The 17,132-nt window shown below is 36.5% G+C and carries 15 protein-coding genes; 12 read left to right on the forward strand and 3 right to left on the reverse strand.

What is annotated here, in order from left to right; translation table 11 throughout:
• The 7 genes from F6K15_RS25725 to nadB all read left to right on the forward strand — a co-directional run.
• Nucleotides 1-646, forward strand: a 646-nt coding sequence (locus F6K15_RS25725; protein WP_293066192.1) for a TauD/TfdA family dioxygenase, incomplete at its 5' end; no start/stop codon positions are given.
• Nucleotides 639-782, forward strand: coding sequence for a DUF4058 family protein (locus tag F6K15_RS39120; protein ID WP_375341090.1), 144 nt, complete (start codon nucleotides 639-641; stop codon nucleotides 780-782). The genes F6K15_RS25725 and F6K15_RS39120, both read left to right, overlap by 8 nt.
• An 86-nt stretch (nucleotides 783-868) precedes the next feature.
• Nucleotides 869-1,165, forward strand: coding sequence for a DUF4058 family protein (locus tag F6K15_RS25735; protein WP_363268721.1), 297 nt, complete (start codon nucleotides 869-871; stop codon nucleotides 1,163-1,165).
• A gap of 86 nt (nucleotides 1,166-1,251) precedes the next feature.
• Complete coding sequence (locus F6K15_RS25740) at nucleotides 1,252-1,383, forward strand: DUF4058 family protein (RefSeq protein ID WP_293066195.1); 132 nt, start codon at nucleotides 1,252-1,254, stop codon at nucleotides 1,381-1,383.
• Between the two features lie 59 nt (nucleotides 1,384-1,442).
• The gene (locus F6K15_RS25745) at nucleotides 1,443-2,195 is read left to right on the forward strand and encodes an isochorismatase family protein (protein ID WP_293066198.1); all 753 of its coding nucleotides are present in this window, start codon (nucleotides 1,443-1,445) and stop codon (nucleotides 2,193-2,195) included.
• A gap of 148 nt (nucleotides 2,196-2,343) precedes the next feature.
• The gene (locus F6K15_RS25750; protein WP_293066201.1) at nucleotides 2,344-3,144 is read left to right on the forward strand and encodes an SDR family NAD(P)-dependent oxidoreductase; all 801 of its coding nucleotides are present in this window, start codon (nucleotides 2,344-2,346) and stop codon (nucleotides 3,142-3,144) included.
• 639 nt (nucleotides 3,145-3,783) lie between these two features.
• Complete coding sequence (gene nadB / locus F6K15_RS25755) at nucleotides 3,784-5,493, forward strand: L-aspartate oxidase (RefSeq protein ID WP_293066204.1); 1,710 nt, start codon at nucleotides 3,784-3,786, stop codon at nucleotides 5,491-5,493.
• A 157-nt stretch (nucleotides 5,494-5,650) separates the two neighbouring features.
• Here the strand turns inward: nadB and F6K15_RS25760 are convergent, their stop codons facing one another.
• Complete coding sequence (locus F6K15_RS25760; RefSeq protein WP_293066207.1) at nucleotides 5,651-6,121, reverse strand: PleD family two-component system response regulator; 471 nt, start codon at nucleotides 6,119-6,121, stop codon at nucleotides 5,651-5,653.
• A gap of 1,322 nt (nucleotides 6,122-7,443) precedes the next feature.
• On the opposite strand from F6K15_RS25760, the gene F6K15_RS25765 reads away from it, so the two are divergent.
• The 5 genes from F6K15_RS25765 to F6K15_RS25785 all read left to right on the forward strand — a co-directional run bounded on the left by F6K15_RS25765 (nucleotide 7,444) and on the right by F6K15_RS25785 (nucleotide 12,302).
• The gene (locus tag F6K15_RS25765; RefSeq protein WP_293066211.1) at nucleotides 7,444-8,385 is read left to right on the forward strand and encodes a DUF3768 domain-containing protein; all 942 of its coding nucleotides are present in this window, start codon (nucleotides 7,444-7,446) and stop codon (nucleotides 8,383-8,385) included.
• Between the two features lie 466 nt (nucleotides 8,386-8,851).
• Nucleotides 8,852-9,952, forward strand: coding sequence for an aldo/keto reductase (locus tag F6K15_RS25770; RefSeq protein ID WP_293066212.1), 1,101 nt, complete (start codon nucleotides 8,852-8,854; stop codon nucleotides 9,950-9,952).
• A gap of 115 nt (nucleotides 9,953-10,067) precedes the next feature.
• Nucleotides 10,068-10,181: a helix-turn-helix domain-containing protein gene (locus F6K15_RS25775; RefSeq protein WP_293057464.1), complete on the forward strand. Its 114-nt coding sequence runs from the start codon at nucleotides 10,068-10,070 to the stop codon at nucleotides 10,179-10,181.
• Nucleotides 10,182-10,696: 515 nt separating this feature from the next.
• Nucleotides 10,697-11,275, forward strand: coding sequence for a TetR/AcrR family transcriptional regulator (locus F6K15_RS25780; protein ID WP_293066214.1), 579 nt, complete (start codon nucleotides 10,697-10,699; stop codon nucleotides 11,273-11,275).
• Between the two features lie 388 nt (nucleotides 11,276-11,663).
• On the forward strand, nucleotides 11,664-12,302 hold the full coding sequence (locus F6K15_RS25785; protein ID WP_293066216.1) for a peroxiredoxin-like family protein: 639 nt from the start codon (nucleotides 11,664-11,666) through the stop codon (nucleotides 12,300-12,302).
• Between the two features lie 334 nt (nucleotides 12,303-12,636).
• Here F6K15_RS25785 and F6K15_RS25790 read toward each other — a convergent pair whose 3' ends face one another.
• Nucleotides 12,637-13,035, reverse strand: a complete 399-nt coding sequence (locus F6K15_RS25790) for an SHOCT domain-containing protein (protein ID WP_293066218.1) — start codon at nucleotides 13,033-13,035, stop codon at nucleotides 12,637-12,639.
• A gap of 254 nt (nucleotides 13,036-13,289) precedes the next feature.
• Nucleotides 13,290-16,397 carry an efflux RND transporter permease subunit gene (locus tag F6K15_RS25795; RefSeq protein ID WP_293066220.1) on the reverse strand — a complete coding sequence of 1,036 codons (3,108 nt, stop codon included), beginning with the start codon at nucleotides 16,395-16,397 and terminating at the stop codon, nucleotides 13,290-13,292.
• Nucleotides 16,398-17,132: the final 735 nt, after the last annotated feature.

A 17,132-nucleotide genomic window follows, 5' to 3' on the forward strand; every position in this document is an offset into this window, starting at 1 on the left:
AGAATCCATTGGACCAATCTACAGCAGTGATTACGGATTGTTCGCACCATCAAAGACTACTAATGAAGGAAAGGATTTAGCAGAGACTGGTAATGCTATGAGTTTCCATACTGACTATACTTATTGGCATACTCCCCCTTTACTCACGAGCTTGTATTGTGTGCAAAATAGTGCTTCTGGTGGGGAGTCGCTGATAATAGATGGTTTTCGAGTTGTGAATGACTTTCGTCAGGAACATCCCGATTATTTTCAGATTTTGACTCAAACCCCCGTCCAGTTCAAACAGTTATACAAACAATGGCAATACTTTTATTCCCGAACTCAGCCTATATTAGAATTGGATGAATATGGAAAAGTGACTAGAATCAACTTTGCTAACTCTCACAGCTACAGTTGGAAATTACCATTTGACCAAATGGAGGAATTTTATGCAGCTTATACAACCTTCTTTCAATATATAAAAAATCCAGTTTATCAATACTGCTTTCTTCTCGAACCGGGAGACCTTTTGCTGATGAATGACTCTAGAATTATGCACGGAAGGAACGCTTTTGCAGGTAATCGACATCTGGAAATAGCCTGTGTTTCTTGGGATTTTTTGCAGGCGCGACAACGCTTTCATCAATACAAACATCTCTATGTGTAGTGTAACAGTTGGCACGGGAGAAGTTGTTACGGCAATTGAAATTCTTTCCCCGATCAATAAAAATTCAGGAGAAGGTCGAATAAAATACGAAAAAAAACGGGGTTGCACATTATGGAATGATATTGCCAAAAATTAGTTTAGACTTTGACTAAAAATAACCATTAATTAATCATTCTAGCAATTGATTAATCAACAATCCAATTCAATCAAAAATCTCAAATCATTCGTCGCTGTGCAATGCCAAAAAAACGCCAGCATATTTTAAGCAGCTACACAAATTTTGTAGAAATAGATTTGCTACGTCAAGGTAATTCAATGATTACTTTAAATCAGAATATAGAGCATGACTATTGCATTTTAGTCAGTCCTAATAATCAACGTCCTCAAGCACATCTCTATGCTTTTAACATTCAAGATATGATTCCTGTTTTTACCGAAAAATTAAGGTTTAAAGCCTCTCCTTTAAAGGAGAAAAAAGCGGTCAAGGGATGGCGAGGAAACCTCGCCATATCCAATTGACCAAGATAAGAAAAAATTTTCCTTTTAGTCAATCCTATCCGTTTTCAAGGAGAAGTAATTATTAATTATTAATAATTAATAATTAATTGTTGAATTTACCTCTACGTCCAGAAGATTCAGAAATTATTCTAGATTTACAAAGTATTTTACATCAAGTTTATGGCCAAGGACGGTATGATTTAATCATTGACTACCAACAAAAAATTATTCCTGCTTGATCAAAAACTGATGCAATTTGGGCAGAAAATATTTTAAAAAAACAAGGATTAAGATAAATATGACAACAACTTTAGCGACTCCTGATACTGCCTTAGCAACTATTCAAGCTGCTTTACCTATTGACCCACAACCTTATGTTATTGCCGATCGCTCCACCGGATTAGTTGTAGTAGATGTACTTAATGGTTTTTGTACTGTTGGGTTTGGCCCATTAGCACCACAAGCACCCGACGAACAAATTGCTACTATGGTCTCCGAGAGCGATCGCCTAGCCAGAACTTTTGTTGAACGAGGTTGGCCAGTTTTAGCATTTTTAGATACCCATGAACCAGGAAAACCAGAACCCCCTTATCCCCCTCATTGTGAAAAGGGAACAGGAGAAGAAGAACTTGTTCCAGAACTGAAATGGTTACACGATCACCCCTTAGCAACATTAGTTCCCAAGGATTGTATTAATGGATTTATCGGTTCTATTGACGTTGAGACCCAACGTAATGTATTGTTGAAGTGGATAAATGAATACAAACTTGAAGCCCTAGTTGTGGTAGGAATATGCACAGATATTTGTGTGATGGATTTTGTTGTAACTATTCTGTCAGTTCGCAATCATGGTTTAGTGCCTACTTTAAAAGATGTGGCTGTATACGATAAAGGTTGTGCTACCTTCGACTTGACAGCAGAAATGGCAGCAAAAGAGGGTTTACCCAAAACAGCTATTCATCCACAGAAAGTATCTCACCATGTTGGATTATATACAATGGCCGAACGTGGAGCATTTATTGCTTCTACTATCAACCTAGAGACTAATTAACTTTTAAATTCAAAATATTGAATTTTCCCGCGCTAAACTCAACTCCTGCTTTTTTCAAGGAAAGTAGGAGAATTAGAAGTTTTGTTGAGAAAATCAGGATAACCTCCCTAACAGCAGCAAAATACGAAATATAGAGGAAAAAAAATTTATGAATACTCGAATGGCAATAGTAACGGGTGCAAGTGGCGCTGTGGGAGCTTGCTATGTCAAACATTTTGTACAAGAGAACAATACAAAATGTGTTGCTCTTTCCCGAAGCAAGCTAGAAAGCACTGAAGTTATACAATTTAAAGTTGACCTTTTGGATGAGAAAGGGACAAGGGAAGCGATCGAACAGTTAGACCTCAGTGAAGTTTCTGATTTAATCTTGGTACATGGTGTTGGTAAGTTCAAATATGAAGACTTAGAATCTTTACCTCACCTCAATCACGATCGCCATAAGATAGATGATGAAGTGTTCTCATCTAACTACCATACTTTTGTGAATGTCGTCAACCCCTTAGTCAAAAAACTTAATGAAGAACATCAGCGCGGGGGAAAAACAACCCTCGCGCTTTGTGGTTTTGGTTCCATCAGCGATCGATACAAAATTCCATTCTGGCGGTCTTATACTTATGCTAAGGATACCTTACGCAAATATATCAAAGACTTAGCTAAGTCAGAAGATTGGAAAGGATTAATTCGGGGACGTTTTATAAATGTTAGTACCACAGATACAGGTAATGAAAATAAGTTACGCCCTAATGTAACAGTTGAAGAAAAGCAATATTGGTTAAAACCCGAAAAAATTGTGGCTCAATCTATGCCAGTCATTGAAAGTTTAAAACCTCTATGGCAAGAAATAGATGTTTATGAAATTTTGCCAGGATTTAATCCAGAAGAATATTACAATGACTATCAGACAATCAAAGGAAAATGGGAGCGTCAGATGGGATTAACAAAGGTTTGATATTAAGTTTTTCTTCTGGAAAATTGGCGATGAGTTTGGATAAAGTCTGAGTATTTGAGGGTGGAATATTTCCCTAATTCCAGAAATTGATTTGAATAGTAAAATCCAAAAAAAGGCGGTGGGTCTCATCGTCTATGTCTGCGGAGGGTTAAGTGGTTGCACTCCCTGTAAAACAGAAAGCCCTATCCGTGAGGTTGGGAAGCCTACATCATAATCTTTGACTTTGATGTAGGAAAACATCACATATTTAACATAAACTATAGAAAGAAGAGGCATCATATATAACGTCTCTTCTTTCTAGTTGATAGAAGATAAAGAAAGGAAGAAGTTATCCCAGATTGAAAAAATAGCTCAAAAGTCAAACCCAAACATAATAACCTCTGAAAATAAATATAAGTTACTCTAAATAATTTTTGATTCGTAACCGAAAAAATTGTAAAGAAGTAGCTGAATTTTGAGAAAGCAATTATAATCTTTCTAATCTGTAGACAATGAGCAAGTACTTTTCTTGTCCCCTATTAATTGCAGGGGATAGTTTAATGCTAGCTATAAATATGTATCTTAAATTCCCCATAGAAAAGCTGTGCTCAAAAAAATTGTACACTGATTTATTCTATATCAAAACATAACTTTATACGAATGCCAAGATTAAAATCTCCAAGTATTTCTCCCTACTTTGATGTTATAGTGGTAGGATCGGGTGCAGCAGGACTTTATGCTGCACTTTGTTTACCTAATCATCTTAGAGTTGGTTTAGTTACTAAAGATGTCATAAATATGGGTTCTAGTAACTACGCTCAGGGAGGCATTGCAGCGGCCATTGACTCATCAGACAACCCGAACTTACACCTAGAAGATACCCTCAAAGCTGGTGCAGGTTTGTGTGACCCCGAAGCAGTAAAATTCATGGTTGAGAATGCAGGTGAAGCGATCGCTCATCTAGTAGAAATGGGTGTTGCTTTTGACCGTAAAGGAGAAAAACTGGCAATGACCTTAGAAGCTGCCCACTCACATCCTCGCGTACTTCATTCCGCTGATACTACAGGTCGAGCCATCATCGAGACACTTACAGAAAAAGTTTTGGAACGTCAAAACATTCAAGTTATTTCTCAGGCTGTAGCATTAAATTTATGGCTGACTCCACAAAAAAATCGTGTTCAAGGTATCAGTCTTCTCCATCAAAATAAAATTCAGTGGTTAAAATCTTCTGTAGTTGTACTGGCAACGGGTGGAGGCGGTCAAATGTTTGCTCAAACAACTAACCCGAAAGTGAGTACAGGGGATGGAGTCGCAATAGCTTGGCGTGCGGGAGCTATTTTACGAGATTTGGAATTTTTCCAATTTCATCCTACTGCTTTAACTAAACCAGGCGCTCCTCATTTTTTGATTAGTGAAGCTGTGCGGGGAGAAGGAGCGCATCTAATTGATGATTGTGGAAACCGCTTTGCCTTTGAATATCATCCTGCTGGAGAGTTGGCACCAAGAGATGTTGTCAGTAGAGCTATTTTTCATCACTTGCAAAAAACTGCAGATGACCCCACCCAAGCTCATGTTTACTTAGATTTGCGACCAATTGCTCCCGACCGCATTCGTTATCGCTTCCCTAATATTATCAATGTCTGCAAACAATGGGGTATTGATGTTTTTCAAGAACCTATTCCGGTTGCTCCTGCTGCTCATTATTGGATGGGCGGAATTGCTTGCGACTTAATGAGTCAAAGCTCAATTCGTGGACTCTACGCCATCGGGGAAACAGCAAGTACAGGGGTTCATGGAGCAAATCGTTTGGCGAGTAATTCTTTGTTGGAGTGTTTGGTCTTTGCTTCTCAACTATCTCACATTGAAATTCAGCCAAATTTAGTTGCGTCTAGTTCTGAGGTGTTGCAGGTAGACTTTAATTGGAGTGAAGATATGGAAAAGATAGAATTGATTCGGCAAATGCTACCGAGTTTAATGTGGGAAAGTGCCGGGATATCTCGTGAAGGAGAGTTGTTAGATAGAGCGCTAGATAAAATTAATCATTGGCGAGAAAGTTTGGCAGATTTGGATGTAGTTCAATTTTTAGCAAATCTACTGCCTAACCAGATGATAGAGTTAAGCTCGACTGCTGCTGAACAACAGTTGCGCATGGTTACAGAAACGCTCAATCTTTTGGATCTAGGTTATTTAATTCTCAAAAGTGCTGCATGGCGAATTGAAAGTAGAGGTGGACATTATCGTAGTGATTATCCTCAAACTGCCGACCGTTGGAGAGTACATACTTTGGTACAGGGCGATCGCTTGTGGAAATCGCCAATGGGGATTAATTCTGAAGAGTTAAAAATCAAAAGTATGGCAGTTGAGGCATAATATTATCTAAGGTTGACTACTGAATTATCATAATAAATAAACCTTTGATCGAACACTTATAGGGAAGTTCTATCGAACTTCTCTGCATTCTTTTTCAAACCTATGTCTAAAAATATCAATCATTATTCTCATATCATGTCCGGTTAGGGTTTAAAATTTAAGCAAATTGATTAGTGTAATTCTTGTGTGGAAGAGTTATCAATCTGATACAACCTTTTTTTAAAGTAGGTATATATTTCTTTTCACATATTTCTGTTTGAGCCATTCCTAACTCTACAATCATAGCTAAAATTTCAGAATATTTGAAAGGTTTACTAAGATAGCCATCTGCACCATATTTCATTGCTTCATGGTAGTCACTTTCATCATTCTTGCTAGTACAAAAAATGACAGGAATCTTCTGTATTTGAGGATCGGACTTAATTTGAGTACATACAGCATAGCCGCTTAATTTTGGTATCATAATGTCTAGAAGCACTAAATCAGGTTTTTCACAATAAATTTTTTCTATGGCTTCGACACCATCATTAGCTTCTATTACTTTTAATCCTAGTTGTATAAGAGAATAAGAAATAATCTTCTTATCCGTAGGATTATCTTCTACTAACAAAATTCTTTTATTGAGCATTTTTCTACAATTATCCTCATTGTGTATATATAGAGAAGTTGTTTTTTTATATAGCTGCTCCATATATTTAGTAGTTTGAACTAATGCTGTTGTAGTAACTATATAATATTAAACAAAAATTAATTAACTAACGAAGTGATGATATCATTTTAATTATGTGACTTTAGTCACTAATATTGAATAACGACAAATTATATAAATATTTGTATCAAAAAAAATACCACAAAAAATTCATGGAAATTTTATACCTGGAAAGAGCTTAATTTATTCTATTTACCACATATATCTCTCTTGATTTATTATTATCCCTGCTTCTTGACATTGACCATATATTATTAGCAATTAACTCCAAGACACAGGCAACTTTTTAGAGAGAAAATAAGGCACTTGTCTTGATAGAACCCATTTGATCGCTATATAATTATGGTATTCAAGTCTTTTCGCGCATCAATTTTGACCGAAAATCTTGGTGTTGGTGTGTTGAATTTTATGTATTATTTCTCCCCATATCTTCCCTTTTTCTTCTTCCCCTCCCCTCCTGGGAGGGGTTAGGGGTGGGTTGGGAGGGGGAGGGGCGAGGGGTGGGTTGTCTCCTGTCTCCAGTATAGCTGTCTCCTTGCTAAATTTATGAAGATACGATCGGGGGTTCTATATGTCAATGCTTTTAGATTTAATCAGCAAGCCCTAAATTAATCCATAGGAAATTCTGGCCAAACAACTCAAGATAGAGTCAGGTATAAAATTGGTCATAGGTAAGCATTTCCTGCGGAATGCTGCGCAAACAGCTGTCAGCTTTCAGCGTTCCTCGTTTATTGTATTTGGAGGAGGGATTAGAATTGAGGTTGAGAAAGAATTAAAAGTCTGGGAAAAAGCAAAAGCATCAGCGTTCCTTGAGCTATTTAGGTTCATTTTCATTGCTGTTTGCGTAGCATTCTGTAGGGAAGCGCTGACTGCTAATAGCTGAATGCTTACGGTCATAGTAAAATCTATAGCAATCCTAAATGATTTGTGAAAATTTTTAGTTAAGATTGACTAAAAACCTTGAAAATTCTGACTCCTGACTCCTGACTCCTAACTACCACAGAAATATTACAATTGAAATAGGATTGCTATAGTAGGCAAAATAAACTGAAATCTTAATTAATTTTTCTACTTTCTTCTTTCTCCTGTAGTTAAGCTATTATAAAATTTAAGAGGTAAGTTGCTATTATATGGTTGAATTCTTGTGCCAATCAAAGTATAAAAATTAAGGCACAGTTAATGTTAACTATAAAAATCTAGAAACTTAAAAAAATCTTTAAAATCAAACTATTACAGAAAAAATGAGTAGAAATAAACAACTCTTAAATCAACGTAAACAACTACCTGAATCTCAACCAGATGATTTTTTGAAGGTATTTAGTCAGTCTCCAGTCGGTACGTCAACTTGGAATTGGATTTCGACTAATTCTCGTTCTGGAAAAGATCAAATTTTTTTACCCCTGTCTACAGGAAAAGGGTTAACAACAGATTATGAACCATTATTTTTATTAAAAGTATCTCCAGGGAAAAGTTGGAGTTTAGAAAGTTCTGTAAAGGTGACTGCTAAAGCAGGAGTTTTTATCACAAAAGTAGGTTCTATATTTGTTGCACCACTATATGTACTTTTCAAGTTATCTGGAAATGATTATATTTATCACATCTGGATTAATCATTATGGTGGAGATATTTTACCTTCTCCTCTATATAAACTGCAAAAAATGCCATATTTAACTCTACTTTTAATAGAAGATAAACCTCAGCCAGAAAGAGCTATCAAAATTGAGAATCAAATAAATTGGTCAAGTTTAATAGCAAAAATTGAATCAGTTTCATCTTGGGATAGAAGTGTCTTTGAGAAATTCAATTCTTTAGTATATTCTGCTCAAGAATTGTGGAATAGAACAACAGAAGAACAAGTTAAGAAAACAACAATAGCTAAGTTAAACGATCGCTTTAGAAATGGGGATAAAAGTTTAGGAGAATACAAAATGAGTAGGCAAGTATTAGCATTGCCAAGAAAAAAGCAAAAACAACTATTTAAAGAAATTCAAGATTTTTCTAATTTTACGTCAGAAAACGATCCTAAAGGTGAACATAATGGGGGTAAAGTTATAATGGATGATGTAGAATACGTTTGGAAAATTGACTATCTAGATACAAGTATGATTATGCTCTCAGATGCACCAGAAGATATCAATAAAACTACTAGAGTATTATTGGTAATACGAGCTGATGAATATTAGACATCTCTAGAAAAGAGACAGTAGGCAGTAGGCAGTAGGCAGTAGGGAACCCACCCCCTAACCCCTCCCAGGAGGGGAAAAAATTGATAATTTCTGTATGATAATTGATTTGTTTTTTGATTTTTGGAGATGTCTATTAGACATCAGTCAGAAGTCATAAGTCAGGAGGGAAGAAAGAATAAGAAATGAGGAGAGGAATAGAAGGAGAAAGTTTTTTTGTTTAGCTGGCGCACAACGCACGTTAGACGAACTTGGTAGCGAACTCGGTGTGAGACAACAGTGGGAAATATCTTTCCCTCTCTAAGGTTCATTATTCAGTTTATTTCCTCACCAATTCTTTCCCCGTGCCATCAATAAATTTAGGGGCTTATTTTTGCGTTTAATTGATGGAAAACATAGCTTTTTTAATAAATGCAAAACAGTATTCAAGATATTAATAACTGAAAAAAAATTAAGGAATAAAATAGTGATTTCAGGAAAAGCAACAATAGCGGCAACTAAGTCTTATGCTCAACTTCATCAAACAGAATGTGCTCAAGAACACTTCCGAGAAATTAATAGCTTGACAATGAGTTCAATAGGTATCGGCACATATCTGGGAAAATCAGATGCCACAACAGATGATTTAGTTACAGAAGCAATTATTAAATCAGTAAAAAGTGGAATAAATTTAATAGATACTGCTATTAATTATCGGTCTCAACATGGTGAAAGGAGTGTTAAAGCAGCTATTGTTCAGTTAATAGAATCACAAACAGTATCGCGAGCAGAATTAATTATTTGTTCTAAGGGCGGTTTTATTCCTAACAGAGAAAGAGAAAAATGGTTTAAACAAGAGTATGTAGATAACTCCAAATTTAATATTCAAATGACAGATATGGTGGCAGGAATTCACTGTATGCACCCAGAATATATTCAAGACCAACTAGAGCGCAGCTTAACAAATTTGGGAGTAGAAACCATTGATATTTATTATTTACATAATCCAGAAACTCAACTGGGAATTATTCCTCCAGATGAATTTTATCGTCGTCTGAAAGCTGTTTTTACAGTGTTAGAAAAAGCTGCTGATGCTGGCAAAATAACTGCTTATGGAATAGCTACTTGGCAAGGTTTTCGAGTGCCACCAACAGATGCAAAACATATAGACTTAGCTAAAGCAAAATCTATTGCGCAAGAAGTAGCAGGTGGAAAAAGCGATCGCTTCCAATTTATTCAACTGCCAGTAAACTTGACAATGCAAGAAGCAGTTAGTACTCCTACTCAAGCTGTAGAAGGCAAAATTTTACCCGCTATCACTGTAGCAAACCAATTGGGTATTAATGCGATCGCCAGTGCCTCCATCGCCCAAGCTAAAAACCTCATGCAACTCCCCCAAAACATTATTCATTACCTTGGCGAAAATCTGAAAACAGATGCAGTACGCGCTCTCCAATTTACTCGCAGTGTGCCTGGTTTATCTTCGGCCTTAGTTGGCATGAAATCTCCTAACCATGTAGCAGAAAATCTGGCCTTAACTAGCATTCCTCCATTAGATGCTGCGGACTTTGCTCAGTTAATAGGTTGATTAGTGGGGGAGCGGGGGAGTAGGGGAGTAGCGGAGCGGGGGAGCGGGGGTAATTAACAGCTTGACATAATCTATGATTATCTAGTATTATCTATGATAATCTATATTTGATTTTATGCTACTAGGATTCAAAACCGAGTTACACCCAAATAATAAACAAAAAACCTTGCTGGCTAAACACGCGCTTTGTAGCTCGTCATGCTTACAATTGGGGATTATGGCTAACTAGGAACATCCTGAACCACAATTTATTTATAGAAAATCATAGATTTTTGCAGATAATCGTAGGTTTCTAAGAACGGTAGTGTGGAATGTTAAGCACAAATACTTGCTGAATTGTTGACTCCTATGAACCACTATAATTTTCTTCTTAATGCATGACTTTTGACTTATATTTTTATGCTACGTTTTGTCGTGCGGAATGTAGTGGATTGTTTCACCTAAAATAGTGCATTAGCTTTTTTCGTCACCCCATCACCCCATTTTCTAATGCACCATTTTAGCTGTGTCAGTCCAGTAGGTTATATTATAGGTTTTTTATTCCCCCTTCCGGAGCTGTTGCCTTCCGGAGTTGTAGCGCTATAGTGCGAGCATCTTGCTCGCGTGATGAATCATCATAATTACCCGATGTCCAAAGTTGCGACTGCTATAACGTTTTTTTTAGATTCTAGATTTTAGCAAAATACTTGACTAATCATTCCAGAATTGCTATCTTAAAAATATCAGCAGTTCAAGTCAAAGGTGATGGGCAGACAGAAAGAGTTCAACAGAGATGAAGTATTAATGAAGGCAATGGAAACCTTCTGGTGTTATGGCTATGAGGGGACTTCCATACAAACCTTAGTTGATAATATGGGTATCAACCGAGGCAGTCTTTATGATACTTTTGGCGATAAGCAATCTCTGTTTCACGAGGCGATCGCCTATTACGACTCTAGACTTGTGGCACCGATGATTAGTCAACTGGAAGCTGATGATGCTTCTAAACAAACTATTGTAGATATCTTTTATGGTATGATTGATTCTGCCGTAACAGATGAAGACCGTAAAGGCTGCTTAGTCACAAACACTGCTGTTGAACTTGGTGGCAACAACCCAGACAGTGCTAAACAAATTGCTGCTAAGATTCAAGGGATTGAAAATGCACTGGAAAAAGCCTTAACTCAAGCTCAAGAAAAAGGTGAAATTAATCAGAAACATGACTGCACTGCCGTAGCTAGATTTCTTACTTGTTGTTTACAGGGTTTACGGGTAATTTCTAAAGTTAATCCTGACCGAAAAGCATTACAAGATATAGCTAAAATGGCTCTTTCTGTGTTATAGCAGGAAACAGGCAACAGGCAACAGGCAACAGGCAACAGGCAACAGGGGGAAAATATTTCCCTGTCTGAGACTCATCATTAGTCTATAGATTAATTTACCTACTTTTAATTTTTTGGCGTTGGTGATTTGAGGTATGATATCATGTCTGGGTAAGAGGTCGATAGAACTCCTTTCCGGGATCCGCGTTAAAGTTTGCGCCCTTCATTCCGATAGGACGTGTTGTGCGCCAGCAAACAAAAAACTTTCTCCTTCTATTCCTCTTTCTTCTTTCTTCCCTCCTGACTCCTGACTCCTTAGTAATTAAGATTAATATCATACCCTAATGCACCAACGCCAATTTTTTTTGCCTTAATTGGAACAATCATTCTAAAAAATAGGAGAAAATCCCATGGAATTAACCAAAAACTTACAAGAACTCCAAGCTAAAATACAAGCCCAACTACCAGAAGATGCAAAGGAAAAAATGAATAAAGCTGTAGTTGATTTAGCTAACTCCGATATTGTTGATAATAGCTTAAAAGTAGGGAAAAAAGTTCCTAACTTTAGCTTGCCAAACGCAGTAGGTAAAATAGTAGAATTAAATTCATTACTTGTAGAAAATCCTGTAGTAATTTCCTTTTATCGTGGCGGATGGTGCCCTTATTGCAATATGGAATTAAGAGGTTTACAAAAGTATTTGCCACAAATCACAGAATTAGGAGCAAAATTAATCGCAATTTCTCCAGAAACGCCAGACAATTCTCTTTCCACAACAGAGAAAAACGAATTAACTTTTGAAGTATTAAGCGATAGTGGAAATCAAGTTGCTAAAGAATTTGGTTTAGTATTTCAACTTCCCGAAGAATTACGCCCAATATATCAAAGTTTTGGCGTTGACTTACCAGCTTACAACGGTGATGAAAGTTTTGAATTACCAATTCCTGCGACTTATGTAATTGCCTCAGATGGTACAATTATTCATGCTTTTGTTAACCCAGATTATACACAACGTCTCGATCCAGAAGAGATTATTAATGTGCTAAATTAATTAGGAGTCAGTCCTCAGGAGTCAGAAGTCAGAAGTTAGGAGGGACGGGGAATTATAGAGGAGATAGTAGGAAGAATCGTCCCTTGATTTTTCGGCCCAACTCTTGAGCAAAATCCTAAATTTTTGAACCATTACCACCTAAAACCTAGCACTTTTTGATACTTAAAAAGGCACTTACTTTTATCTGTAAAGACTTTTAGATTTAATCAGCAAGCCCTATCTAGGTTTTCCTACGGAATGAGCTATTTTGAGCCAATTAAGGTCTTTTCCTTGGTACTACTAGGTTTGAAGCCATTTTCGGAGTAAAAAATCTCAAAGTACCGATCAAAAAAGATCATTGGGAATTTATTCGTGCTTTGTTAATAGCAACCCCATTATCAACTGCTGCTGCAATAGGACCTAAAATCGATGCAATTCTGAAAGAATTCGCAAAAGCCTTCTCTGCATCCTTTGATGTTACACCAATCACAAAACCCATACCGCAGAAAAGAGAGAAAAAAACTAACAAAGCTTTCCATCGACCAGTGTAAGCATAACCAGTAAACGGAATAACAAGCGACAAAATTATAGCTATCCAAATTTTCTTTCTAGCTAAATTTTTGACAGGTGATGTTTTGTCTTTAACATTCCCTGATAACAATTCTTGCTTCATTTGAGCAAACTCTTCTGAAGTAATAGTCCCTTCGTCAAGAAGTTGCTGCATCTCTTTCAGTTTCTCAATTTTGTCAGTCATAATTTGCACCAAATCTATATGATAGACCTTCTTTTCTTTTTTCTTCCCTCCTGAATTGCAGAATTGCAGAATTGCTGAATTCTGAGTAGTTTATTGATAACTATTCAACCGGACATGATATAAGATGTGTTTTGCTCCACTTCCTCAAAAGATCCCAAATGGGTTCTATAATAATTATCTTGGTTTAGGGAAAAGTGGGAGCATCTTGCTCCCGCTATTTCCCCAAACTTCCCACTCTCCACACACTTCCCACACTACTCCTTATTACTTCTACCAAAATTAGCTATCAATAAATACGAACAGGGAACAAGATAGAGAGCAACGAGAGTCGAACCACCAACACCACCAGCGATCGCTATAGCTAGAGGTGGCCAAAAAAGACCACCTTGTACCAATAAAGGAACAAACCCGATCATTGTAGTTAAGGTTGTGGCAACTACATGACGAGTGGAAGCCATAACGACTTGACGCATAGCTCGACGGTTGCCTGTAGATGCTTTGGGGTCTTCCAGGATGGCAGCTAGAACTACTACTGAGTCATTAATGGCAACTCCCACTAAACCAAATGTACCAATGAGACTCATAAAACCAAAGGGATAACCAAATAACCATAAACTGAAAAATCCTAAACCAATAGCACAAATAGCGACTCCCCCAATAATGGCAGTTGCTCGGAAGGAATTCAAGGATAAAACTAAAATTGAAGTTGCTAACAACAAAACTAGAGGCACCGTAGCAAACAAATTTGCTTCAGTTTCACCTTGTTTTTCTGACTCTCCAGCAACTTCTAACCAATACCCGGATGGTAACTCAAAGTTTGAATCATTCAACTTTTGTTGCCACTCCTGCAAAACTCCAGAAGGTAAAACCCCGGCAGCAACAAAACCTTGAATCAAGTTTACCCGTCTGCCATTACGTCTTTTAATAAGAGAAAATTCTGGCTTTAATTCTACTTTTGCTAAAGCTGACAGGGGTATTGTGTTAGTTGAACTAAATTGGTTTTGATTGAAACTGGAACCAGTCGGTTGTAAGTCTAGAGATGTAATTTGACTAATGTCTCCTCGTTGAGTATTCGATACTCGCACCCGCACTGGTAATTCTTCAGTATCTTCAATTATTGACCCTCCTAAATTTCCATCCAGTAACATCTCCAACTGTTGTGAAACAGTAGCATGATCTAATCCTGCTAAACGAACTTCCTCCTCATTGACTTGTAGTTGTAGTTGGGGTCGAATTTCGCTCAAAGTGTCGCGGGTGTGAGTTATGTTAGGAACTTGAACTAAAAGACTTCTTACTTGTTGTCCTAATTCTTGTAGACGATTTAAGTTAGGACCATAAATTCTCATTTCTACTGGTGCATCAAAGGGAGGCCCTTGTTCTAATTGTCTAATCAAAACTTGAGCGTCAGGAAATTTAGTATCAACTTCTGCTTGGAGTACATTAACAAATTCTGGTTTAGCAATTAAATGTAACTGTAAAATTCCTTGAGCATAATTTGAGTCTTGTCTACCTGATGCTAAGTTGTAGAAATACCGAGGGGAACTACGTCCTAAAAACCACTGTATTTCTTCAATTTCTGGATGTTTTAACATTACATTTCTGACTTTGATAGCCGTATTTTTTGTTTTTTCAATGGAGCTTAAACCAGGTAATTCTAATTCTATTTGCAGTTGATTTCTTTCTGCTGGAGGAAAGAATTGTCGGGGGAGAGTTATGACTTGAATGAAACCATTTATCGGTAAAATTAAACCTAATAATATTCCTAGCCATGGACTGCTAAATACACTTCGTAGACTGACTTTGTAAAGTGTAGTTAAAGAAGAATTTGCAAACCCAGTTTGCCACCATTTTCGTTGCATATCATGGGAATAATAATGATAGATATGATATAGTTTGCCTGCTAAACCAGAACCTATGGTTAGAGAAAATATTAAAGAAGAAATAACAGCTAAAATTACACTAATGCCAATACCACCAGCAAATTCTCCACCAGGACCAGACATTAAAACAATTGGTAAAAACGCTAGAGCTGTAGTTAAAGTTGATGCTGTTAATGGCAGGAATAAATGATTAACTGCATCATTAATAGCAGTTTCAGCGCTAAATCCAGAAACCATATTTTTAGTAATTCTATCAACAACAATAATTGCTGTATCAATCAATAATCCTAAAGCTACAATTAATCCAATTATTGAGGTTTGATTTACAGAAACATTCAGAAGCTTCATCATCCCTAAAACCATACAGCTTGATAAGGGTAATGCTAAACTAACAACAGTTGCAGATTTCCAACCCATTAAAAATAATGTAATTCCAAATACCAGCATTCCTGTCACGAACAGGTTTAACATCAGACTGTTGAAACGAGCTTGAATATAATTATTTTGATTAAAAATTATCTCAAGTTTTAGACCTTGACCAAGCTCTTGCCTGAATTTTTCTATGGCTACTTCTGCTGATTTTGCCCAGAGGTCTATTTGATAATCTGATTTGACAAATACAGCTAAAGCAGAAGCAGGATGACCATTAATTAATGCTAGTTCATTTGCTGGTTCAGCAATTGTTTTCCTCACTTTAGCAATGTCTCCAAGTAGAGTAAATTGCCCTTGGTTACTAAAGTTAATTGGAATATTTCTAATCCGCTCTAGGGAATCTAAATCTGAATCAACTTCTAGAAGTAAATCATTATTTTGACTGCGAAATTGACCGGAAGAAACTTTAGCATCACTTTGTTGAATTTGTGCTGATAATTGTTGAGCGGTGAGACCAATACTAGCTAATTGAGCGGCATCAATTTCTACTAATACTTCTTCTTGAGGATTACCAATTTCGGCGATTTTTTCTGTTCCTGGTAATGCTAATAATTTATCTTTTAATGATTCAGATAAACGGGTAAGAATCGCATAATTTGGCTTTGTATCTTGTTCCCAAGTTAAAGCAGTAATCATGGTATAAGCTCTAGCTTCAAGTTCTTCTAATCGTGGCTGACTTGTACTAGCAGGTAATTGAGGAGTAACTTGATTTAATTGCTCTCTAATTTGTAGCCAAACTGTGTCCACCTTTGCTTTCTTAACTGAATCTAATAATTCAATACTAATAGTTGAACTTCCTACTTTAGAAGTTGAATTTGTAGTTTTAATTTCTTCAATTTCAGATAGTTCTTCTTCTATTTTTTCTGTGATTAATGTTTCTATTTGTTCCGCATCAGCTCCCGGCCAAAAAGTTGTGATGACTGCAAAGCGGGAAGTTAATTGTGGGTCTTCAAGTCGTGGCAATGTTAAAAAAGATGATACTCCCCAGACCACAATAATTAGTATGGTGAGTATTAATAATCGCAAGTTCCGATAAAATAAGGTAGCCATTTCAGTTATCAGTTAAGAGTTAACATTTATCAGTTTTTCTGCTCGCCCATACAGGAGTCAGGAGGAAAGAAAGAAGAAGAAAGAATAGTAGAAGAAGAAAGTTTTTTGTTTGTACTCTTATCCGGACAAGAAATAATATTATGCCTGCTGGTATCGTTTGTGTAAATTCAAAGGTGAATATCTATAGGAAATTTAAGTTTTTTTTCTTGCTCTTAAGTATTCCTCCCTGTTCCCTGTTCCCTACCTTTGCTATACAATACCGATGCTACCGGACATGATATAATACCAATTTGATAAATGTTTGCTACATTTTTGCATTGCGGGGGAGTAGGGGAGTGAGGAAGTAGGGGAGAGCTAAAAATAAGAATAATTAACAATGACTAGCTAATAATTATCAAAAAAAATATTCAGTCTTTGTTAATTACTTAATAATTGAAGTGTCACTTAAATATAGCATTCTTTTTTCAAATTGGTATAATACCTCAAATCACCAACACCGAAAAATGTAGGGGTTGGGACACCAAACACTACAATTGTATCGGTTAACAGAGGAAGAAATTAGGATAATTGAAGATAGTGTTCAATAATGATCTATAATTAAAGTATTTGGGTGCATCTCATATTTGCAAAAATACTTTTTTCCTATATAATTCCTGTTGCCTGTTGCCAGATGAGCTGTTGCCTAAAAGCAATAATTTTTTGGCTTTATTCACGCATTGAGATGCACCCAAGTAT

It is taken from the genome of Okeania sp. SIO2B3, from assembly GCF_010672525.1.
Classification (GTDB): Bacteria; Cyanobacteriota; Cyanobacteriia; order Cyanobacteriales; family Microcoleaceae; genus Okeania.

Coding starts and splice junctions, on each gene's coding strand:
- F6K15_RS39120 (WP_375341090.1), top strand. CDS start 639: ATGTGTAGTGTAACAGTTGGCACGGGAGAAGTTGTTACGGCAATTGAA.
- F6K15_RS25745 (WP_293066198.1), top strand. CDS start 1,443: ATGACAACAACTTTAGCGACTCCTGATACTGCCTTAGCAACTATTCAA.
- F6K15_RS25750 (WP_293066201.1), top strand. CDS start 2,344: ATGAATACTCGAATGGCAATAGTAACGGGTGCAAGTGGCGCTGTGGGA.
- nadB (WP_293066204.1), top strand. CDS start 3,784: ATGCCAAGATTAAAATCTCCAAGTATTTCTCCCTACTTTGATGTTATA.
- F6K15_RS25760 (WP_293066207.1), bottom strand. CDS start 6,121: ATGCTCAATAAAAGAATTTTGTTAGTAGAAGATAATCCTACGGATAAG.
- F6K15_RS25765 (WP_293066211.1), top strand. CDS start 7,444: ATGAGTAGAAATAAACAACTCTTAAATCAACGTAAACAACTACCTGAA.
- F6K15_RS25775 (WP_293057464.1), top strand. CDS start 10,068: ATGCTACTAGGATTCAAAACCGAGTTACACCCAAATAATAAACAAAAA.
- F6K15_RS25780 (WP_293066214.1), top strand. CDS start 10,697: ATGGGCAGACAGAAAGAGTTCAACAGAGATGAAGTATTAATGAAGGCA.
- F6K15_RS25785 (WP_293066216.1), top strand. CDS start 11,664: ATGGAATTAACCAAAAACTTACAAGAACTCCAAGCTAAAATACAAGCC.
- F6K15_RS25790 (WP_293066218.1), bottom strand. CDS start 13,035: ATGACTGACAAAATTGAGAAACTGAAAGAGATGCAGCAACTTCTTGAC.
- F6K15_RS25795 (WP_293066220.1), bottom strand. CDS start 16,397: ATGGCTACCTTATTTTATCGGAACTTGCGATTATTAATACTCACCATA.